The sequence below is a fragment of the Poriferisphaera sp. WC338 genome, assembly GCF_050931845.1.
Classification (GTDB): domain Bacteria; phylum Planctomycetota; class Phycisphaerae; order Phycisphaerales; family Phycisphaeraceae; genus Poriferisphaera.
The window spans coordinates 3309279-3331483 of sequence record NZ_CP194516.1 but is presented as its reverse complement, the minus strand read 5'-3'; the positions used below and the strand labels follow the sequence as shown (position 1 = coordinate 3331483).

General features: G+C 51.2%; 16 protein-coding genes. 2 read left to right on the top strand and 14 right to left on the bottom strand.

The genetic code is table 11. The annotated features are described in order from the left end of the window. The 9 genes from trmD to ACQ6WK_RS13725 all read right to left on the bottom strand — a co-directional run bounded on the left by trmD (position 1) and on the right by ACQ6WK_RS13725 (position 11820). Positions 1-726: a tRNA (guanosine(37)-N1)-methyltransferase TrmD gene (trmD, locus tag ACQ6WK_RS13765; RefSeq protein ID WP_432797957.1), complete on the bottom strand. Its 726-nt coding sequence runs from the start codon at positions 724-726 to the stop codon at positions 1-3. A gap of 111 nt (positions 727-837) precedes the next feature. Beyond that, on the bottom strand, positions 838-1104 hold the full coding sequence (gene rpsP / locus ACQ6WK_RS13760; RefSeq protein ID WP_432797956.1) for a 30S ribosomal protein S16: 267 nt from the start codon (positions 1102-1104) through the stop codon (positions 838-840). A gap of 344 nt (positions 1105-1448) precedes the next feature. Continuing rightward, a complete protein-coding gene (locus ACQ6WK_RS13755) occupies positions 1449-2207 on the bottom strand; it encodes a hypothetical protein (protein WP_432797955.1) in 759 nt (252 codons plus the stop codon). Positions 2208-2582: 375 nt separating this feature from the next. Next, positions 2583-3659, bottom strand: a complete 1077-nt coding sequence (locus tag ACQ6WK_RS13750) for an ABC transporter ATP-binding protein (RefSeq protein ID WP_432797954.1) — start codon at positions 3657-3659, stop codon at positions 2583-2585. 172 nt (positions 3660-3831) lie between these two features. Then, positions 3832-5448: a trypsin-like peptidase domain-containing protein gene (locus ACQ6WK_RS13745; RefSeq protein ID WP_432797953.1), complete on the bottom strand. Its 1617-nt coding sequence runs from the start codon at positions 5446-5448 to the stop codon at positions 3832-3834. Positions 5449-5652: 204 nt separating this feature from the next. Further along, positions 5653-6504, bottom strand: coding sequence for a 3-methyl-2-oxobutanoate hydroxymethyltransferase (locus tag ACQ6WK_RS13740; RefSeq protein WP_432797952.1), 852 nt, complete (start codon positions 6502-6504; stop codon positions 5653-5655). A 58-nt stretch (positions 6505-6562) separates the two neighbouring features. Beyond that, positions 6563-8446: an ABC transporter ATP-binding protein gene (locus ACQ6WK_RS13735; RefSeq protein WP_432797951.1), complete on the bottom strand. Its 1884-nt coding sequence runs from the start codon at positions 8444-8446 to the stop codon at positions 6563-6565. After that, positions 8443-10482 (bottom strand): ABC transporter ATP-binding protein, encoded by a 2040-nt coding sequence (locus ACQ6WK_RS13730; RefSeq protein WP_432797950.1) that lies wholly within the window; start codon positions 10480-10482, stop codon positions 8443-8445. The genes ACQ6WK_RS13735 and ACQ6WK_RS13730 overlap by 4 nt, the downstream gene beginning before the upstream one ends. A 228-nt stretch (positions 10483-10710) precedes the next feature. Then, positions 10711-11820, bottom strand: coding sequence for an endonuclease/exonuclease/phosphatase family protein (locus ACQ6WK_RS13725; protein WP_432797949.1), 1110 nt, complete (start codon positions 11818-11820; stop codon positions 10711-10713). Positions 11821-11919: 99 nt separating this feature from the next. Between ACQ6WK_RS13725 and ACQ6WK_RS13720 the strand changes: the two genes are divergently transcribed. Further along, positions 11920-12459, top strand: coding sequence for a TIGR00730 family Rossman fold protein (locus tag ACQ6WK_RS13720; protein WP_432797948.1), 540 nt, complete (start codon positions 11920-11922; stop codon positions 12457-12459). A gap of 53 nt (positions 12460-12512) precedes the next feature. On the opposite strand, the gene ACQ6WK_RS13715 is transcribed toward ACQ6WK_RS13720, so the two are convergent. Together ACQ6WK_RS13715 and ACQ6WK_RS13710 are read right to left on the bottom strand one after the other, a co-directional pair. Further along, on the bottom strand, positions 12513-13322 hold the full coding sequence (locus tag ACQ6WK_RS13715; RefSeq protein ID WP_432797947.1) for an alpha/beta hydrolase: 810 nt from the start codon (positions 13320-13322) through the stop codon (positions 12513-12515). A 57-nt stretch (positions 13323-13379) separates the two neighbouring features. Further along, on the bottom strand, positions 13380-13850 hold the full coding sequence (locus ACQ6WK_RS13710) for a hypothetical protein (protein ID WP_432797946.1): 471 nt from the start codon (positions 13848-13850) through the stop codon (positions 13380-13382). 259 nt (positions 13851-14109) lie between these two features. Between ACQ6WK_RS13710 and ACQ6WK_RS13705 the strand changes: the two genes are divergently transcribed. After that, positions 14110-15288, top strand: a complete 1179-nt coding sequence (locus ACQ6WK_RS13705; protein WP_432797945.1) for a pyridoxal-phosphate-dependent aminotransferase family protein — start codon at positions 14110-14112, stop codon at positions 15286-15288. Between the two features lie 91 nt (positions 15289-15379). On the opposite strand, the gene ACQ6WK_RS13700 is transcribed toward ACQ6WK_RS13705, so the two are convergent. The 3 genes from ACQ6WK_RS13700 to ACQ6WK_RS13690 all read right to left on the bottom strand — a co-directional run bounded on the left by ACQ6WK_RS13700 (position 15380) and on the right by ACQ6WK_RS13690 (position 22085). Then, the gene (locus ACQ6WK_RS13700; protein ID WP_432797944.1) at positions 15380-17497 is read right to left on the bottom strand and encodes a hypothetical protein; all 2118 of its coding nucleotides are present in this window, start codon (positions 17495-17497) and stop codon (positions 15380-15382) included. A gap of 270 nt (positions 17498-17767) precedes the next feature. Next, the gene (locus ACQ6WK_RS13695) at positions 17768-20866 is read right to left on the bottom strand and encodes an efflux RND transporter permease subunit (protein ID WP_432797943.1); all 3099 of its coding nucleotides are present in this window, start codon (positions 20864-20866) and stop codon (positions 17768-17770) included. A 43-nt stretch (positions 20867-20909) separates the two neighbouring features. Beyond that, entirely contained in the window at positions 20910-22085 is a 1176-nt protein-coding gene (locus tag ACQ6WK_RS13690; protein ID WP_432797942.1) for an efflux RND transporter periplasmic adaptor subunit, read from the bottom strand. Positions 22086-22205: the final 120 nt, after the last annotated feature.

Here is a 22205-nt window from a genome sequence, read left to right as displayed (position 1 = left end):
TTAATGATTCAGCAGATCCGGGCGGTTTTGCTGAGTGATTTTGAGGGATTGTTCTTCACGCCATTTTTCGATGTGTGCGTGGTTGCCGGACATGAGAACATCGGGGACAGGCATGTCATTCCATACGGCTGGGCGGGTGTAGTGTGGATGGTCTAACAGGCGCTTAGCCCCTTCGGAAAATGAATCATTGTGCGCTGATTCATCATGTCCGAGTGCGCCGGGGATCAGCCGAACGATGGAGTCGATCAGGACCATAGCCGCAAGCTCGCCGCCTGAAAGAACATAGTCGCCGATGGAGATTTCATCGGGCTGGAGTGTGTCGATGGCGCGCTGGTCGATGGCTTCGTAGTGGCCGGCGATTAGGAGAATGCGCGGAAGTTGTGCGTATTCTTCAGCAAGTTTTTGTGTCCATGGTTTACCAGTTGGTGTGAGGTGGATGCGGCGGGCGGAGGTATCCGATTGCTCAGCTTCTACGGCTTGTACGCAGTCATAAACAGGTTGTGGTTGAATGACCATGCCGGGGCCGCCGCCATAAGGAGGTTGATCGACTTTTTGATGGCGATTGGTGGTGTGATCACGAATGTTGTGGACGTGGTAGGAACACACAGGTGGGCGTGTGGTACTGTCGGATTTGATGAGGACAGGCTCGGCGGCGCGTTTGAGGATGGACGAGCCGAGGACGCCTTGAAACATTTCGGGGAAGAGTGTGAGGATGTCGATACGCATGGGACTATTGTACGTGAACGGAGGTGAAGTAAGAAAAACGCTCAGCTGGAAGCCGAGCGTTTTTAAAATTCGATTTGACCGTCTATGTGACGGCTTCTACGGCCGGGGTGATTAGCCTTTTTTGCCGGGGGTGGGGTCGACGCCTGCTTTTTTGAGGATGGAGGCGACGGTGTCGGATGGCTGTGCACCGACGGAAAGCCAGTACTGAGCGCGTTCGGTGTTGACGTTGATCTGCTTTTCCTCGTCCTTGTTACAAGGATCGTACTGTCCGAGGTATTCAATCGCGCGGCTGTCACGAGCGGAACGAGAATCCATCGCGCAGATACGGTAGTAAGGCGAGTGGGTGCGACCCATACGTTTCAAGCGAAGTCTAACCATTTTGGTGTCTCCGGAGGGCGTTGCATGAAGTTTTGAAGCTTCACTGGCCATGACGAGGTCTGTTGTAAACCTGCCCAATGTCATGACTTGCGTGACCATTGACTTGTTGGCCGAGGCACATCGCCGGGGCCAGAAGGAGGAACATGGTAGCGGAATCTTCGCTTCTAGGCAATGTTACTCATTTGAGGGTGCTTGAATGCGTTTTACGCCATCGGAGGAGGCGTCGTCATCTTGCACAAAAGTCAGCGGTGGCAGGCACAAAAAAAGTCGCGAGGTTAAATCGCAACTTTTTCATTGGTTTCGTTGTTGAACCAGTTTTGCCTAGGGCTATTTTTATTGATGCTTCAGTAAGCGGCCTTTCTATCACGTCTTTTCATGGCAAGTAAAGCCAACATACTCAAACCGAGTCCTGCTGCGGCAGGTGAAGGCACTGCAACAGTCGGTTCATCTGGAATAAGTGTCACGTCAATTGAATCAATAACACCACCAAATAGCGGTCTTGCTTGATCATTTCTTGTACCTAAGACGGTGAAAGTTGCTGGGCCAAGGACGGATTCATCAAATGGATTTAAATCGCCTTCTTCAAGTCCATCAACCGGTACGCCGTCAACAGAGAGAAACGTGTCAAAGTCCAAAAGAATGCCGTTCGGTGTGTTATTCCCCAAGCTCGCGTCTTGGAAAGCTAAATTCCAGTTATCTGCGATATCGAATCCATTTCCTTGGTTTACAAAGATTGTCGATAGAACACTCGGATCATTCACAAAATCAGGATCATTAGCGAGCAAATCATATGTTACATCGCCAACTGTGAATTCAAATTGCTCTAGCACTAAGCCATTCTGAGTCCCATCTGCTAAATCGCCTTCGATTAAAGGATGCCCTTCTTCTTGCTCAAACAACGGTTGCCCGCCGTTATCAAGTGTATATCTCAAATTGAATGTAAATACATCGCCAAGATTTACATTAGCATCCGATTCGTTGAAAGGAACCTGTACATCCCCTACACCAGTAACTTGGATACTCGCGCCTTCTACTTTTGTATCTCCGATTTCCATTAATAGAACAGCCATTGTGGCTGCGCCTGCAACACAGCATTTCTTCATGTCTTGTTCCTTTACATAAGCCAGTTTTCGATTGTTTAATCTGAAGACCTTAAGCTGAACCTGCTTGTATCGCATTGATTGATAGTGCGTTCATGCCATACTTACAAATCATCTACTCGCTCTTGCAGATGCAAAAAACTTTAGGCGATGAATCTCATTTCTCAACGATTAGCATCATTATTATCAATACGATTTTCTCTGGCGTTTACCGGAAGCACCCGTCTTCACAGTCTGAACTCTACATGCTACCCCCAAACATTTTCACCGCCTCTTATCACTCCGTAGCGTATGTCATCAACGGCACAAAAAATGTCGCAGCATGCTACTGCGACTTTGAGGTTCAATTTTAAAAATATTTAACGACTTTTTTATCCGCTACACATGTTTGGAGACGAAGTGGCCGGGCTCATTTTCAACTGGAACAAGGGGCGGACGATCGAGAAGCGATTTGCGGGTGATGGTGGCGACGGAGGTGTCGAGTTCGGCGGCAGCCTCGGCACGTTCTTCTTCAGTCATTTCATTGACGGTGCCGGCGGTGATTTCTGCGGCGAGCTTTTCTTCATCTTTAAAGAAGGAGATAGGCGAAGGGACATCGCCGAGCAGCATGATGCGCTGTTTTTTGCCGCGGGGTGTGGGATTGGGGGCGGCAGAGAGGAGGGCTTTGGTGTATGGGTGGATTGGGTTGCGATAAAGCGTTTCTCGGTCGGCGAGTTCAACGATGCGGCCGAGGTACATGACGGCGATGCGATCGCAGAAGTGTTCGACGACGGCGAGGTTGTGTGCGATGAAGAGGTAGGAGAGGCCGAACTCTTCCTGGAGGTCTTGGAGGAGGTTGAGGATTTGTGATTGGACGGAGACATCGAGTGCGGAGACGGGTTCGTCGCAGACGATGAATTTGGGGTTGAGTGCGAGAGCGCGGGCGATGCCGATGCGTTGTCGTTGTCCGCCCGAGAATTCGTGTGGGTAGCGGTACATATGCTCGGGGAGCATGCCGCATTTGGTGAGAAGTGTGGCGATGCGGTCGTCGAGTTCGGAGCCAGTTGCGATGCGGTGGACTTGCATGGGTTCGCCGATGATGCGACGGATGGTCATGCGTGGGTTGAGGGAGCCGACGGGGTCTTGGAAGATCATCTGCATTTGTCGGCGGTAGGCTTTCATCTCGGAAGATGAAGCGGCGAAGACGTCTTGGTCTTGGAATGTGACGGAGCCTGAGGTGTGTGGGATGAGTCGGAGGATGGTTCGGCCGACGGTTGATTTGCCGCAGCCTGATTCGCCGACGAGGCCGAGGGTTTCTTGTTGGCCGACGGAGAACGAGACATCGTCGACGGCTTTGACGTTGCCGACGTGTTTGCGGAGCAGGCCGCGTTTGACGGGGAAGTATGTTTTGAGGTTTTTGACCTCGAGGATGGGAGAGGTGTGGGATTGTGCAGGCGTGTTTGGTGTGTCACTCATGGTGGCTCATGATAGCAGAAGGAGGTGGGCGAGGGCTAGGGATTCATGGCATGAAAAGGGCGCATAGAAAAAGCGGGTCGGAGGAGGAGGCCGACCCGCTTGGCGCATCAATGTTGATGTCTGTCAGATGGTTAACATCATGTATTACGCATGATGTGATTGTGTGGTTCTATCAACCATCCGCTTCAGGGAGTTCGAGGAAGCGGAAGAGCTGTGAGTACTTCTTCTGCCGCGGATCCCAGATGGAGATGGTGATACGGATGCCGTTTTCAGGATTGTATTTGGCGATTTCTTCGGTGAGTTCAGTGACATTCGTGACGGCTGCGCCTTGAACGTGCGTGATGAGCATGGGTGGGCGTAGGCCTTCAAGTGCTGCGACTGAACCAGGGCGCACGGATTTGATCAGGACGCCGGGGGTGAAGGTCACATCTTCGCGTTCTGCGATCTGATCAGTGAAAGTTTGTAGGCCAGCGAGTCCGAGCTTACGTAATGTGTCAGCACCTTCGGAAACTTCAGGTGTTTCTTCGTCTATCTCCTGATTAGGTGCTTGGGCGAGTGCATCTTTCGGGAATTCTGCAAGCGTAACATCCGTTTTTTGCATGTCACCATCACGGAAGTAAGTGACATTGATGGTTGTGTTTGCGGGGAAGGCTGCAATGACTCGACGGAGCTGCGGAATCGAACGGATGTCGATATTGTTGATTTTGGTGATGATGTCACCGCGTTTCAGGCCTGCTTTTCCGGCTGGCCCGTCTGCGGGCTGTACAGACTCAACGAGGACGCCGCCAGTGCCTTCAAAGCCGAAGGACTTGGCCATGTTCTCATCAAGTTCATCAGGTGGGAGTTGAATGCCGAGGTAGCCACGAGAGACTGACCCTGAATCAATCAGTTGAGCCGCGATATTCTTGACCATGTCAACAGGGATGGCGAAGCCGAGTCCATTGAAGGCGCCAGTTTTGGTTGCGATGGCGGTGTTCATGCCGATGACTTGGCCGTAGATGTTGGTGAGTGGCCCACCGGAGTTGCCGGGGTTGATGGCAGCGTCGGTTTGGATGAAGTCTTCATACGCGCCTTGTTCGCCGATGATGCCTAGGTCTTGACGGCCCTTGGCGGAGACGATGCCTTGTGTCATTGAGAAGTCGAAGCGGAAGGGTGAGCCGAAGGCGAAGACGATCTCGCCTTGACGAACTTCTTGGGTTGCTAAGGTCGCGGCGTGAAGATTTTTTGCATTGACCTTCAAGACAGCGATGTCAGTTTTCTCGTCGCGGCCAACCACAGTGGCATCGTATTCAGCACCGTCACGGAATTTAACCGTGATTGATTCAGCGCCTTTAACAACATGGTTGTTGGTGATGATGTGGCCTTCAGTGTCATAGACCCAGCCAGACCCGTTACCGACAGGTTTCTTTGGGTTGTACTGGTTGTAGTCTTCTCGGTCATCTTGTTGTGGGCGGGGAATACTACGGCGCGGCCTGCCGTCTTCGCCAAAGAAACGTTCGAAGAACTCGTCAGCACGATCAGGCATTTGGCCAAAGCGTGATTGTGGTGCACGCGAGGAAAGGATTTGAATATGGACGACTGATGGCTCGACAACTTCGGCGACCTTGGTGAATGCGTCGGAAAGTGTTTGTAGTGATGGCGATTCAACCAGCTCGTTTTTGATGAGCTGCACGCGGGCAGATGTCTCTGCGTAGGCGAGTTGCCGGACAATACCAGGGCCAGCGACCATGACGGCAAGAACAGTGATGAGTAAGACGATGGACGGGCCGTACCAGCGGATACGCTGCATGTTGAGTCTCCTGTAGTGGCAAATAATCCCAAGTCACGTGAAGCAGGTCGCGAGGCATAAACGCATGAAAGCTTCACGGAGATGTTACGCATGTCGCGGCGGGTTGGTTCATCATGATGGTAAGGGAAAGCAGAAGGTGTGGACTTATGAGAAGCTTGGCTTTCTATTCGGAGTTCACGCTCCCCAGAGGAACTCGTGTGGGGGTTACTCTTCCATCATGGTGTACGGTCCGCCGTCCTTCAGATATCGGCCAGATTCGACCAACTCCACCCATTTTGCCGCAGCATCACGGATCGGCGTCGCCATGTCGTAGATGGGCTTGGCAAATGGCGGCTGCCAGCTTGATAGATTGAAAATATCGTGGAACACCACCACATGGCCATGAGCGGCTGGCCCCGCGCCGCAGCCGATAACCGGGACAGGTCGGCCAGATCCCGGCTGTTTTGCAACCGCGACGATTCGCTCGGTTACTTCGTCGGGCACTGCTTCGACAAGTAGCGCTACTGCGCCGTGAGCAATCATCGTCTCTGCGGTTTCGATTAGGATGTCCGCAACCCGTTTGGTGCGACCCGTGGAATGGAATCCGCCCATGGCACGCACGGTTTGTGGGCGCGAGCCAATATGCGCCACTACCGGGATTCCTGCGTGTGACATTCGTTCGACAAGTATCGCATGTGATCGATCCACCTCAAGCTTGATCAGGTCCGCGCCACCTTCAGCCAAAAAGCTGCAAGCGTTCTTCATCGCGATGTCATCACCGCATTGATAGGAACCAAACGGCATATCGCCCATCACGATCGCGCCGGGCGCCCCACGCCGGACGGCTGCGGTGAGTTGAATCATGAAGTCAACAGGCACCGGCAACGTCGAGTCGTGCCCCAAGATCATCTGTGCGGCGGTGTCACCGACGAGGAACACGCGGCAGCCGCCTTCGTAGATGTGGCGGGCGGTGGTAGCGTCGTAACAGGTGATCATTGGGAATTTTTTACCATCACGAGCCCAATGTCGGATGTCACGAAGCGAGACGCGTTTTTCGTCAGGGGAAGATTGTGTCATGTTCATGATTGTAGGTTGTGGAGCAGGGGTAGGCGAATGATCTTGTGAACGGCTTATTTTATTGGCTTTGTGTTGCATGGATGAACTGTTTGTAGAGATGGGCATAGGTGCCATCGAGATGTAGCAGTTCGGTATGTGTGCCGCGCTCGATGATGGTACCGTGATCAAGGACGAGGATCAGATCAGCCGAGCGGATCGTCGAGAGTCGGTGGGCAACGACAAAGCTGGTACGTTTATGGAGTAATAAATCCAATGAATGTTGAATGCGCGATTCGGTGATGGTATCAACGGCAGAGGTTGCTTCATCGAGAATCAAGATACGCGGGTCGGCAAGCATCGCGCGGGCAAAGCAAACCAATTGACGTTGTCCGAGCGAGAGGTTCGAGCCCGCTTCGCCGACTTCAGTATGCAGGCCATCAGGCAATTGTTCGAGGATGTCGAGGCAGTCGATGGATTCTGCCGCTGCGATGGCGTCTTGCTCGGTCGAGCCGGGCTTACCCATCATAATATTGTCGAGGACAGACCCGGTGAAGAGGAAGTTGGATTGTAGGACGATGCCAAGGTGTTCCGTGAGCGCGTCAGTGTGGAGTTGATAGGTAGGTGTGCCGTCGAAAAGGATGTCGCCTTGTGTGGGGAGGTAGAACTTGGCAATGAGTTTGATGATGGTGGACTTGCCGGAGCCGGTGGCACCGACGAGTGCGACGGTCTGTCCTGTTGAAGCGGTGAAATTAATATCTTGCAAGACAGGGGTATCAGGTTCGTATTCAAAGCCGACACCTTGGAAAGTAACTTCGCCTGCTAGTTCGGACTCAGTTTCTGCATTTGCATCGTGAAGTGGTTGAGGTTTCAGGTCGAGTAGTGCGAAGACGCGCTCTGCGCCAGCCATGGCGGTGAGTGACATGTTGTATTGGCGTGCGATGACAGAGATGGGGCCGAAGAACAGGTGAGCCATAAAGAAGAAGATAACAATGCAGCCGAAGGTTTCGGTTTGCGATCCGGGTGGGTACAAGCCGCCAGCGAGAACTTGATAGGCACCGAGTGTGATGGTGATCGCGAGGAAGAATTGCGAATTTAATTCGAGTAACGGAAGGAACAAGCCGGAAAGCTCTGCGGTGCGCTGATTGTTCTTGGAATGATCTTTGACCAGTTCGTGAAAGAGTTCGGCATTCTTGTCTTGGCGGACAAAGCCTTGTGTGACACGGATACCGTTGACGGCTTCTGCAAGATTGGCGGTAATGCGAGAGAACGATTCCTGTACCACACGGAAAGCGACCGAAAGTTTTTTGCGGAAGTGATGCGTGAGGATCGCAAGAATCGGCGCCATGATCAGCAGTACTGCAAAGAGTGCGGGGTCGTAGTACAACATCACGATCGCAGCCACGAGCATTTGCCCAGCCTGTACGAGTGAGATAAAGAGAACATCCTGCACACCAAGACGGAGGTTTTCCGTATCTGAGGTGACGCGTGCGATGATGCGCCCGAGTTTCGTATGATCGTAAAACCGCATCGGCATCTGTTGAAGATGGTCGAAAATTTTAGTGCGCAATGAATGAACGACTGATTCACCGAGCTTCATGGCCAGTTTCATACGGAAATGAAAGGTGAAGTTGGTAAACAGTGTCAGTGCGAGTAGCCCTAGCGCGTAATAGATCGTGCGGGTGAAATCTTTATCTTCGATTGGACCGCGGATGGTTTCGCCCATGAGCCAACCAAACAGGGGGAGTTGGATTGATCGAAGGACGACCACGCATAGGAGTGTGTTGCGTGTGCGGGCAAAAGGCTTGGTGAACTGAAATAGCCGAGCGATAAGTTTGAGTGAGAGTGGTCGTTGTTTGATCGCTTCGAGTTTGTCGAGCGCGACAAGATCATCCAAACCAAGTTGTGATGTTGTCGTGGGGTTTTGTATTTCGGTGGTTGGTGTTGTGGTTGTAGATTGTGTCATACATCACCCCCTTCCGCGGAGGCGGCATCTGATTCCTGTGCATATGGCGGATCAATGTCTGTTGCCTCTGAATCCAAGTGTGATTTTGTCGTACTTGCTATGGGGGCGAGTCCGAGGATTTCACGGGAATGATCGTCGGCAATCTGAAGTTTTGCGGCTTCGTAGTAATGACCATCCGCTTGCATTAATTCTTCGTGTGTGCCGGTTTCAACGATGTGACCATTTTCGAGCACAAGGATCATGTCCGCGCGCTGCAGCGTTGACAAACGGTGGGCTATCACGAACGTGGTGCGTTGTGACATGGCGTTGTCCATGGCGGAAAGGATCAGATGTTCTGTCTCGGGGTCAACGGCGGCGGTGGGATCGTCTAATAACAAGATAGGCGGATCAAGGAGGACTGCGCGGGCGATAGCGATACGCTGCCGTTGTCCGCCCGAGAGGTTTTGTCCTGCTTCACGAAGGAGTGTGTCGTAACCGTGCTCCAGTTCTTCAATAAATTCATGGGCATGAGCAATTTTTGCAGCAGCAACGATCTGGTCACGCGTTGCGGTTGGGTTACCGAAGGCGATATTGTCTGCGATCGAAACGGAAAACAAATACGTTTCTTGGAAAACGATACCGATGTTTCTACGGAGATCATCAAGAGTAAGATCAGTGAGCTTGTGCCCATCAAGGGTGATATGGCCGGCGGTCGGATCGTAAAACCGTGGAATTAATGAGAGTAGTGAGGACTTGCCCGAGCCGGTTGCTCCGAGCAAAGCGATGCATGAGCCAGCAGACGCGGTGAAGGAGATATTCTGAATGACCGGTGGGCTATCTTGGCTGTAGGCAAAGGAAACGTTATGGCACACAAGCTCGCCACGTGCCCGGGGTAGGGAGATAGCGTTTGATGGCGACTTGATTTCGATAGGCGCGTCTTGGATTTCAAAAACACGTTGTGCTGCAGTTAGTGATCGCATCATGCCATTGGTGATGTTGGCAATGTTACCGATCTGCATGGCAACTTGCGTGAGGAGTGTGGCGAAGACGATCAGCCCTGAGCCGAGGTTGAATTTGGGGTCATGAATGAAGAGGTATCCGCCATAAACCAGAAGGATAGGGATATTGATCGTGGCAATAAATGAAACGAGTGGCACAAACGTTGAAAGACGATTGAAGGTCCAGTTTTTCTGTGCTGTAACTTTATCATTCGCGGCAGCAAACGTGGCGGCTTGATTGGGTTGAAGTCCGAACCCTTTGACGACATGAACGCCTTGGGCGTTTTCGGAGATCACGCGTACTGCTGAGTCGAAGAGTTTGCGGTTTTTCAGGAAAGCTGGGCGGATGATGCGTGAAAAGAAAATCACCGTAAGCCAAATCAATGGTGTTGTCGCAAGGCAAGCGATTGTGAGCCCGACATGGATCTGTAGCATGTACGAGATATAAATGATCAGAGAAATGATAATGCCAAGCACTTCAAGTAAAACAGTGTCGACAAAGGTACGTAAGCCTTGCACGTCGGAAGTAACGCGATTGATGATGGAGGCGGATTCGTTGTCATCGAAGAACCGGAATGTGAGCCGTTGTAATTTGTTGTAAACCTTGGTGCGAAGGTCAATGACCATGGTCTGTACGAAGACTGCCTTCCAAACGGTCAGGATACGCTCAAGGACGAAACGTAATGCGGCAAAAGTAAAGATGATGCCGCCGACGATGAGGATGAGTTGTAGTGGCGAACTATCTACTGGCGGTTGGTAGCCGAAGGGCCATTCAGGTGTTTTGGCCTCAGGATTGAAACCACGGTGGATCACATCAATCGCCAAACCTGTGAGATTGAGCGCAGAGATGATCAACCCGAGCAGGAGCAGTTGAATGGCAAGAAGTGAGAACAGTCCACGTTTGTACTGCCAGGCAAGGGCGAGCATGCGGATCATCAACTCTTTGTTGGAGTAGTCTTTGTTGAGCTTTGCAGTTTGAGCGGACGGATTTTGTGGGAGATCGATGGCGGCGTTCGTATCTTGGCTTTTGGGTTTCGTAGGTATGTTCTTAGGATTCAAATTGTTGTATCCGACGGCAGGTCCGGTGCGTGTGGGTCGATCGAATGTACCAACTCTGTCGGGAGATACAAGCATGCAGTGCTAGGAGATGGGTGGAGGGTTAGCCAGATGAGCGGGATTGAAAGTCGGGATTGGGGTATTGAGCAGCGGGTATAGGTGAACGAGTATTCACTTGCAGAATGGAATCGTACATACAGAGTAAGGTTGATTTGAGACCCTTGGGGTGGGTCATGGACGGATTCTGCTTTGGTTTGCAATTGACCTGACATGGACAATCAGTGGAAGGTGGTCAGACCCAACACCATTTCCCAGCGCATAATGTGTGATAGCGAGATCAGGTGTAAGAAGCGCGTGATCTATGGGGATACGTAGCGGTGCCGGGAAAGGAGCAGGCCATGACCCGCGGTAGCCTTGTCCTTGTTGCGCAAGATTGAGGTTTGGCGCATCTGGATCTGAAGGGTAGATGATTTCTCGCATGGGATACGCAAAAGGTGTCGCATTGAAGTCACCAATGATGATGGCGGGGTGCTCTTGTGCAATGGCCCAACGGTATGATTCATGTAGTTGTGTGTTACGCACCTTGCTGTGATGAGCAGAAACGGGTGGCAACGCGTGCAGTGATAAAACGGAATACACTCGGTCGTCTGATTCAACGACCGCTTCGATGGCGGGGATATTTATCGCGCTCGGCGTCATATCGAGGATGCGGGTGGTGCGTAGTTTGAAGTTGCCTTCAGGTTTTGTGTTCACGAAAAGGGCAATACCAAAAGCATCTGGGCGCGGACGAGGTAATTCAAGTTGGTATGATCCGGTTTGATCCATGAGTGCGCTGAGCCATGGCGCAGTGGCTTCCTGTAGGAAGATCAGGTCTGCATCTGATGCGTGGAAGAGTTTGACAACGGCATCTGTATTATTGTTGGTACGATTGAGATTGAGATGAAGGATTTTGAGTGGCCGAAGGTTCGTCGCGGTGATAGGTTGCTGCGACTGATAAAGTGCTGCGATGTAGCTGGTGTTGATGAGCAGTGCGAGGAGGAAAAGCGTGGCGGGGAGCCATTTTTGCCGGATAGCTGCAGTGATCAACGCGGCCAATAACGGATAAGTGTACTGCAATCTGAAATTGGCAAAGAGATCGAGCACCCACCACCATCTACCGAAAAACCCGATGATTGTGCCAGCGATGGCGAGGTAGCCGCCTAAAAAAAGAATGATCACGATGGGGCGAAATATACGCTGAGCTAATGTTGGTTTTGTATGATCAGGCGTTGGGTGTGAGTCATCTATAGGATGACGTGAGTCAGGTTGCTCCGGGAAGTTTTGGGGCGGCTTCTTAGTCATCGTGTGAATAGGATGCTTTAACAAGAATGCGGCTTGCCAAACAGGGCTGCTATCACTTTATCGAGCAAGACTGCACAAAAAAAGTAGAGGAAGTTTGCATTGATCCATAAAAAAAAGATATGTGTGTTTTGCTCGGCAAGCGATCGGGTAGCTGATATTTATAAGGACGCAGCGCGTGAATTAGGCCGTTTGATCGGTGAGGGTGGTCATACGCTGGTTTGGGGGGGCGGAAAGGTTGGCTTGATGGGCGAAGTGGCAAGAAGTGCTCAATCAGCCGGCGCCGATTTATATGGGGTCATCCCCGAGTCGATGCAGGATATAGAGATTGCCTATCACGATGCAGATGAATTGGTTGTAACGCAAACGATGCGCGAGCGTAAGGGATTGATGGATGCGAAGAGCGATGCGTTCATCGTTTTGCCCGGCGGGATTGGCACGCTTGAAGAACTTAGTGAGATCATGGTGTTGCGGTATTTGAAGTATCACGATCGCCCCATCGTCTTGGTTAACGTGCAGGGGTTTTACGATCCATTTGTGACGTTGATGCAGCACTATATTGGGGAGGAATTCGCCAAGCCAACACACATGGATTTGTTTACGGTGGTGGGAAGTGTTGAGGAAGCGATGAATGTGGTGTGAGATTAATCCGATGTTGGTGGTTAACGGCTAGGGTATACAGTCGGGCATGTGGGTTATTCAGTTTCTTCCTCTTTGCTTTCTTCGCGCTTCTTGTTTGCTTGCTTATCCAAAAAATTGATCCCATCTGAAATGTTTTGCCAGAGGTTGGCATGCATCCAGCCGTGTCCGCCTTTGTAGGTTTTTAAAGTGATATTGGCATCGGCCTTTTTAAGTGTTTTCTCGGCAAGGACAGCGTAGCGGTAGGGTGTGACGCGGTCTTTGTCGCCTTGATAGAGGTAGAAGGTTTTGTTTTTGGCGTAGCGGGTTTGTTTCTTCTTTGATTTGAAAACGCTCATGGCGATGAAGGATCCGGTGACAGGCGTATCTTCACGGAGAGCGATGGCGTAAGCAGCCGGGCCGGAGGAAGACCAAGAAAGGGTGAAGATCCTTTGGGTGTCAATCTTATACTTAGACTGTACGTCTTGGATGATGTTATCGATGAAGGTTTCGGTGGTGAATTTCATGCCTTTGGTGCGATAGCCTTTGGTTGGCCAGACGACTTGTTTGGCTTGCTTTTCGTTCCAGATGGGCGCGACAGGCTGGACGGCGAGATAGTTTTCGGGAGCGGCATATTTATAGATACGTTTGACGAAGGGGTGGAAGTCTGCTGAGCCATCGCCGCCGGGCATGATGATGAGGAGGGGTTGCGGGGCGGCGTCCTCGGAGGTGCCGGGGTTGCCGATGAGGAAGTAGGTCTGGTTTTTGTCTTTATCTATGAGGATTTTCTTGCTGGGGATATTTGCGATGTCATCCTGAGCGAAGAGGGATGAGGTTGAGAAAAAGGTGAGCGCGATCAGGCAAATGGCGAGATGGATGGGTTTCATGCGATTATTCCGGAAGGGTGCTGGTGGATGAAACTGATTTTTTTAGATGAACTTGTGTTATTGATGTTCATCTGTTGTGGTGTTGTCTTGTGTGTCAGTGGGGGCGAGGTAGATGTAGTCGGTGTATTCGGTTGTTTTGCTGGAGGCGCCAATGATGAAGGGAACGGCGAAGCTGCCGCCACTGGTGGAATGTTCCTTGGTCGTGCGGTTGAATGCTTTGAGTGGTGTGATGTATTCGGAGTCGATGCGATAGGTATCGTCGCCGATGCGGAGGGTGGGTGGAACTGTTGGAGAAGTTGATTCATTGAACACGATCAATTGTTCCTGTTTGGGCAAAGTTAATGTGTGTGGGAGTGTGACTGTTTGGTTTGTTTGTGTGTTGGTCATGGTGATGTGGTAACCGGTGCCGGTGGGGCAGTCGATGATGATCCTGCTGGTGGTTTTATAACTGCTTGAATTGATGAGGCAGCCAGTGAGAAAGCACGATGTGAATGGGATCAGCAACAAGAGGACAAAATTAGACTTCATATGTAGGCTCCGGAAAATCAAAGTTTTAAATGAGTTAAATTCGTAACATGTACATTTGCATTGCAAGGCAATCATGGCACGTTGTCAATATGTTGATTTGATGGGTGAGTGAGTGAAGAATCGATGAGAGGATTGATGGGGTTTGACCGAGGTGAGGGAGAGTGGTACGTTGGCGAATTCTCTGCAGACTTGCCGTGTGGCGGGCCGGAGATTCTTATAAACCCTATTTCTCCACGAATCGGAAGAAAGATGGTAAATTATGACAACGACAGAAGTTAAGCAGCGTTTGCTAACCCCGGGGCCGACAGCCGTCCCGCAGGAAGTCTTGAATGAGTTGGCCCAGCCGATCATTCACCACCGGACGAAGCAGTTCCAGGCGATTTTTGGCGATCTTTCTGCCAAACTGCAAAAGATTTTCAAAACGGAAGGCCCAGTACTTTCGATCGCGGGTTCAGGGACGACTGCTTTTGAAGCGGCGCAGATTTGCCTCGCGAAGCCTGGCAGTAAAGTCATTACCTGTGCCGGCGGCAAGTTCGGCGAACGGTGGCAAGACGTATATGACGTGTATGCCAAGTTCCTTAATCTTGAACAAATCAAAATCAATTTTGACTGGGGCAAAGCGGCACCTGTTGATCAGATCAAAAAAGCACTGGATGAGAATCCGGATGTTTCTGTGGTGACGATTTGTCACAGTGATACTTCAACGGCGACGGCGAGTGATGTGCAAGCAATCGCAGCACTTACACAGAAGACCGATGCGCTTTTGATTGTTGATGGCATTACTTCAGTGGGCGCGTTTGAATGTGAAATGGATGCGTGGGGGATTGATTGTTTGGTGACGGGTTCGCAGAAAGCGATGATGCTTCCGCCGGGCCTTGGTTATGTGGGGCTTGGCAAGCGTGCATTGGCGCGTTTGGATGCAATTGAGCATGATCTGCCTGCTTACAATCTTGACCTGCGAAAGTGGGTGAAGAGCCATGCGAAGAATGATGTGCCGTTCACGCCGCCGGTTGCGCTGATTCGCGGTCAGAATGTTGCGTGTGATTTGATTTTGAAGGATGGTCTTGAAGCAAAGATTGCAGAGACGAAGAAGCTTGCGGCTGCATCACGTGCTGCGTTTGTGGCGATGGGATTGACGCTTGCGAGTGAGAGTCCTTCGGATTCTGTGACGGGCGTTTACTATCCAGAAGGTGTTGTGGATGGCAAGTTCCGTGGTGCGGTGCGTGATAATCATGGCGTGCATATTGCAGGTGGTCAAGATGGTCGCGGTGCGAAGTGGAAAGGCAAGATCTTCCGCATTTCGCACATGGGTTATGTTGATTTTGAAGACACCAGTGTTGCGTTCGGTGCGATGGAAGCTGAACTGATTGCACAAGGCGTGGCGATCGAGCCGGGCACCGCGGTGAAGGCTTTTGAAGCAGCATACAACAATGCTTGAATGATTTTTGAGTAAGTTGAGTAATTTAAATTGAGAAAAACCCCGGCAATTGTCGGGGGTTTTTGCATATGAACAATGTGTATGGCGTTGTTTAATTGTCGACGAGTTTGTGCACGCGGCGGCCGGTGAAAGTTTCGTGCAACGTGATGAGTTCGCCGTCTGCGGTACGGAAGAGCGTGTTAAAGTATGCAATGTTTGTGCCGTCTTTTGATTCGCCGAGGAAGATGTCCATCGGATCGGACCACGTTTTGAAGTTGTTGGTTGAATAGACACATCGGAGTTGGCCGCGTCTATTGACGACCCATTGGTATGAGTAGTCAGCGGGCCATGCATGATCGAAACCGGGCTCATCGGTCATGAATGATACGACCGCTGGTCCTTTTTGATCGCTGAGTCTTTCGACGTGAGCGTTGTAGGCGTTGTAAGGTCTGCCAAGATCATCTTTGGTGTTCGAAGCGTAGATGATGCTTCGGTCGTTATTGAAATCCCAGTCGTTGTTGGTTTTGCCGCCGTTGTATCCGATGATGCCGTAGATGACGTTGTGGTGGAGCTTTCTTTGAGCGAACTGTGAGTCGCTTTGGCGAACGTTGAAGATGTAGGATTTGACGCCTTCGGTGACGAGTAGGAGTGTGTCGTTGCCTTGCTTGAGCGGATCGGCTCGGAGCATGGTGACGGTCGGCATGCCATCACGTGAGAGGAGGCCATGTGGTGCGCGTGAAGCGATGACGGGAGTTGGAGGGACGGAGAGGCTATTGCCGCTAATGGTGAGTGGTTTCATGCCGATGAACTGGTTGCTCGAGCCAGGTTGTTCCCAATCGAAATAGGCTTGGAGTGTGCCGTCGGATAGTTGGAAAAGGAAGGGCGAACCTGTGAATTTGCCTGAGCTGTCGGCGGTGAAGATTGGTGATGAGAACGTGGTAACGGTTGGATAGTTGACGGGGTTATTGATTTCGAGCAGGTTGACTGAGTAGATTGGTGAGGAGCCGCTTTCATCCTTAACACCGTACGCAACTAAAAGTCTGGGCTCTGTCTCGTTGGGCAGGACACCCGACCAGAAGGCGAGATCGTGTATGGCATGATCGTCTGGCAGGAAGTCAAAGGTTTGTAGGTTTCCCCAGGTGATACCGTTGTCCGTGCTTTTGAGGACTTGAAGCCGGGTGTTGCGTCTGCCTTCAACGCCGCCTATCACGACACCGCCGTAGAGGACGCTGTTGTGTCTGACGATTGAGCGATGAGGCGTTTGTGCATTAACATGTGTGCCTGTTCCTTCGCGCGCATCGACCCATTTTTTGGCATGAAGTGATGGGGGAGGGAATGTTAGTACCTGTGAGTGGGTGGCGTATTTGTTAGAGATGCGTACTTCGTCAATCATGCCGAGTGCGCGGTCGGTGTGTACGCCGTTGAAGAGTCCTCGTGCAACAGACCAGCCACCTGCGTGCCAGTCTGAACCGCTGCCTGTGCCGACGTAAATATCCGGGTTGGTTGTCGGATTAAGATCGACCAAGGAGACGAAACTGAATTGATTTGGATCATCAATTTTGACCCGAAAATGCAACTTGCTTCCGTTGCTACTAACGGAGATGTGGTACCAGTTGTCGGTGAGCGAGCCGGGGTTGTTGTTTGGGATGTAGCCATCGGCGGTTGCGACGCTATGGTGGACAAGATCTTTATCGATGTAGCTGAACCTCACCGCGTTATTTGGCGTGATTTGAAGATAGAGTGCTGAGGATGGGCTGCCTGGGATTTGAGCATCACGTCCGACAATAGTGCGCCAGGTATTGCCTTGTACTGGGCGGTAACTGACTTCGATGGTGAATTTAGAGAAGTCGGCTGTTTCTACATCGGTAGTTGGATTTGCGGAAGATGATTTGGTGAACATGGAAGGGTAGGGCCCCATGTTTTCGACGCAAGATTCATTGAGTTGTGAGGTGTTTTGGACTATAGAGCCAAATGTGTTTGAGCGGCCGAGGAAGTCGGCATCGTTATTGCCCCAGACAGAGAGATGGTTGCCGTTGCCGGTTTCGTCAATGATGACGCCGTTGTAACTGTATCCACCGGGGTTGCCGGTGATGACTTCGCCTTCTGTTCGGCCTTCAAATCGCCAGTAAGCGATGACCCCGTCGAGTGTATAGCTATCGGCTTGAATTGGCGGGCTTAAAATTAGTTGTAAAAAGATGATAGGTAAGAAAACAAGTATTTTAATTTGCATTCTTAAGTTTCCTTGGTGATAGGATTAAATGAGATTGATCGAGAATATGTGTTAGGTAAAGTTCTTTTTGTAATTAGAAGATTAATTTGAAATTAGCAATTACATGTATGTTAGTCCTATTGCAGGATTGTAGGTATAGCCGTATTGCAATAAGGGATAGCTGCAAAACTACTATTTGTTTGTGAGTTTAGTGATGAGTAATCGCTTAGAGTTGAGATGCGCTAACTTGGATGCAGGCAGGCTGATTCAGTTGCGTTTCGTGTGCCATCCTCATGATAGAGGTGTTTGGTCGTCGGTATAGTCGCTTGGTGATTTGATGTTGAAGAAGATGGTATAGAGCAGGGGGACGACGATGAGGGTGAGGAGTGTGGCGAAGGCGAGACCAGCCATGATGGTGACAGCCATGGCGGCGAAGAAGACATCGGAGAGCAGAGGGATCATGCCGAGGATGGTGGTGATGGCGGCGAGGGTGACGGGGCGAACGCGAGAGACAGCGGAGTGAACGACGGCGGTATGCGGCTGCTTGCCTTCACGGATTTCGAGGTTGATTTGGTCGATGAGGACGATGGCGTTTTTGATGAGCATGCCGGAGAGTGCGAGGAAGCCAAGAAGCGCCATGAAGTTGAAGGGCTGTTGTGTGGAGACGAGTCCGATGGCGACGCCGACGATGGCGAGAGGGACAGTGAGGACAATGATGAGTGGGGTGCGGATGGCGTTGAAGATGAGGATGATGGTGAGGATCATGGCTGCGATGACGATGGGGACGGAAGCGAATAGTTTGGTTTTTGCTTCTTTGGAGTCGTCGTACTCGCCACCCCATTCAAACATATAACCGGCGGGTAAGGGGATGGCTTCAATTTTTGGGCGGAGTTGATTAAAGAGTATGGAAGCGTTGCCGATGTCGGGGTCGCATTGTGCGGTGATGGTGAGGCGGCGGTCGCGACGACGGATGATGGGGTCTTCCCATTCGGTGTCGAAGCTAGTAACGAGTTGGCTGAGGGGGATGGTGGTGGCGGCGGCGTTGGACCAGACCTGAACGTTCTGGAGTTGTTGGGCGGCGGCGCCTTCTTCAGGTGGACGGCGAGAGATGATGGGGAGAAGTTTATTGCCATCACGGTATGTACCGACGTCAAGGCCGGTGAATTGTGTTTGGATGGCTTGTGCGATGTCTTCCTGAGTAAGGCCAGCAGCGATGGTGCGCTGTTCGGAAATTTGTGGCCGGATGGTAAGGACGGGTTGTCGCCAATCATCGCGGATGTTGGTAGCGTTGTTGTTTTGGTAGAAAATTTCTTTGGCTTGCAGTGAAAGCTTTCGGAGGACGGAGGGATCTGGACCGGAGAAACGTGCTTCAATCTTTGCGCCACCGCCAGTGCCGAGGACAAACTTGTTGAAGATGGGTTGAGCTTCGGGAAAGTTGTTGTGGATGTATGTTTTGAGCAAGGGGATGGTTTTGTCGATGTCGTCGTATTCGTTGACAGATACGAGGAGTTGGCCGTAAGCAGTGTTTTGATCTTCAGGTGCGTAGGTGAGGATGAAACGGAGTGCGCCTTTGCCGAGAAAAGTGGTGGTGTTGGTGACGTTAGGGAGAGTCATAGTATGTTCAGCGATTTGCTGAAGATCTTTTTCGGTGATGTCGATGTGCGTGCCTTGCGGGAGCCAGTAGTCGAGGTAGAACTGTGGGCGGGTTGAGTCGGGAAAGAACGATTGTGGGATGAACTGCATGCCCCAGAGTGAGAAGGTGAGTGCGGCGATCAGAAGCAGGACAGCGGTGAGGCGGAAGTTAAGAACGAAAGTGAGGAAGCGTTTGTAAGTATTCAGGATGAAATTATCGTAGGGATCGGAGCCTTGCTTGTCGGGTTTGACTTTAAGAAAGTAGTAACAGACGAGCGGTGTGGTGGTGATGGCGAAGATCCAAGAGAGTAAGAGGGAGATGAGGATAACCCAGAAGAGAGAGCCGACGAACTCACCTGTAGAATCATTGGAAAGGCCAATGCCAGCGAAGGCGAGGATAGCGACAACAGTCGCGCCTAGTAAAGGGAAGGTGGTTTGACGGACGATTTGTTTGAGCGATTCGAGCCTTGTTTTGCCTTGTTTTTGGCCAATGATGCCGCCTTCGACGATGACGATAGCGTTATCGACTAGCATGCCGAGGGCAATGATAAGTGCGCCGAGTGAGATGCGTTGAAGCGCAATGCCGAACCATTGCATGATGAGAAACGTGCCGAGGACAATGAGGACGAGAACAAATCCAATGATGAGTCCAGAGCGGAGGCCCATGGCGAGGAGAAGAACGCCGACGACGATAACAACGGCTTCGATGAGGTTGATGATGAAACCGTTGACGGCGGCGCTGACCGAGCGAGATTGGATGGAGATTTCACCGAAGGTGACGCCGACAGGGCGGAAGGGTTCGAGTTCGCGCATGCGCTGTTCGACGGCGAGCCCCATGTTGACGACATTGCCGCCGGAGACGGTGGAGATACCGATACCGATGGCGGGCTGTCCGTCAAAGAAAAGTTTGCTGGTGGGTGGTTCTTCATAGCCACGGTAGATGTCGGCCACATCACGAAGGCGGATGATGGCGGTGGTTTTGCTAGCGGTGTCTTGTTGTTGCTCGGTGGCTTGTGCAGCTGTGATGAGCAGATTGCCAATTTCTTCAACAGAACTGAAACCGCCGGTAGGGTTGATACGGATGTACTCAGTGCCAACTTGGACTTTGCCTGCGGGTTCGAGGAGGTTTTGTTTTTCGAGAAGGTTATAGATGTTGTCGAGGGAGATGCCGAGTTGTGTGAGCTTGGTATTGGAGACTTCGATGTAGACGACTTCTTTTTGCACGCCATAGAGAGAGATTTTGGCGACGTCTTGGACGAGGAGTAGTTCACGACGGAGGTAGTCGACATAGCTTTTGAGTTCGGCATAGGAGTAGTCAGGTCCGGTGACGGCGAAGTATAAGCCATAGACATCACCGAAGTCGTCGTAAACGAGAGTGCTGGTATTTGGGGGTAAATCGGGTTTGGCATCAGTTATCTTGCGTCGTAGTTCGTCCCAGACCTGTGGAAGTGTTTTGGCGTCGTAGTTGTCTTTGATTTCGACATTGATTTGTGCGAAGCCGAATTCGGAGCGGGAACGGATGCGTTTGATTTGGCCAAGTTGTTGGATGGCCGTTTCGAGTGGGTCGGTGACTTCTTCCTCGACTTCTTTGGGAGAGGCGCCAGGGTAAGTGGCATAGACGAGTGCTTCTTTGATGGTGAATTCGGGGTCTTCGAGGCGGCTGAGCTTGTCGTAGGCAAGAATACCTGCAAAAGCAATCGCGATCGTGAAAGCAATCGTGACGACTTTATACTTGATGGCGAGTTCAGCGATGTTCATGAGATGGTGTGTGCGTTGTCTATCTTGTAGTTAGATGATTGTGTTACGGGCCGTATTCTTTAGCATTAAATGGCCGGATCATCTGGCCAGGGTTAAGTTGTGATGCGCCAGAGGTGACGATGGTGTTGCCAGAGGAAAGCCCTTCGGTGATGATGGCGTTTTGGTCAGAAAGTTTTCCGACAGTCACGGGTTGCTTGGAGACTTCGTTGTTGTCGGGATTGACGAGCCAAACGTAGGATTGATCTTTTTCTTTGAACACGGCCGCGATCGGAACGGCGAATCCGAGATCGGATTGGGTTTCATCTGTGGGATAGACATCAACACTGGCGGACATGCCGGGAAGGATCAAGACATCTTTGGGAGCGGGCATGGTGAGGGTGACTTCGTAAGTTTGTGTGATGGGGTTGGCTTCGGATTGATATTCTTTCATGGTGAGGGGGAAAGTGCGGCCCGGAAGGAAATCAAAAGTTGCGTCGATTCTTGGCGGCTGCTCATCTCTTTGTGATTTGGCAACGATGGCTTCGGGGATGTCGACAATGATTTCTACGTCGCTGACGTTTTGCAGTGAGATGATGGTTTGTTTGGCTTGGATGTTTTGAAAATTATCGACATACTTTCGGGCAACAAGGCCGGCAAATGGAGCGCGGAGCGTGGTGTCGTCGAGTGCTTTTTGTTCAATTTGTAATTGTGCCATCGCAATCTGTTGTGCAGCGAGTGCGTTGGTAAGTTCAACATTTGTGGCGGCATTGCGCTCGACGAGTTGACGGATCTGATCGAGGATAGTTTGTTTTTCAGTGAGAGTGGCTTGTGCTTTGGCGACATTGTTTTGGAAGTCGCGTGGATCAAGTTGGGCGATCAGATCTCCTTGCTTGACTTCATCGCCTTGCTTGATGGGGAGCTCAATAATTTGTCCTGTAACCTGGAAGGCGAGATCGACGGATTGACCTGCTTTGACTCGGCCAGGGAAATTGACGATGTTGGCTTCAGTAGGTGAACCAAGTGTTAATAGTTTTGCCGGTCGGATAGCTTGTTGGCGGGGTTCAGGTTTGGGTTTTGGATTAAAAAAGAGTAATGCGAGAATCGCCACGGTAACAAACGAGATTCCAATGAGTGGGCCGACCCATTTAGCGGGAATACGTCCTTTTTTATGGGGCTTTGTTGATGAAGAGGTATTGTGATTGTTTTCAGGTTCGGGAACTGGTGGGGTTTGTTCATTCATCGGTTTGCTCTGTGCATTAGCGGCGACCACCGCGCAGGATCCTAGGTATTAGATCGTGCAGGTTGTGCAAGAGAGCAGAAGAATTTTGCTGGGGGATTTTAGGGGGGTAGTTAAGGGATG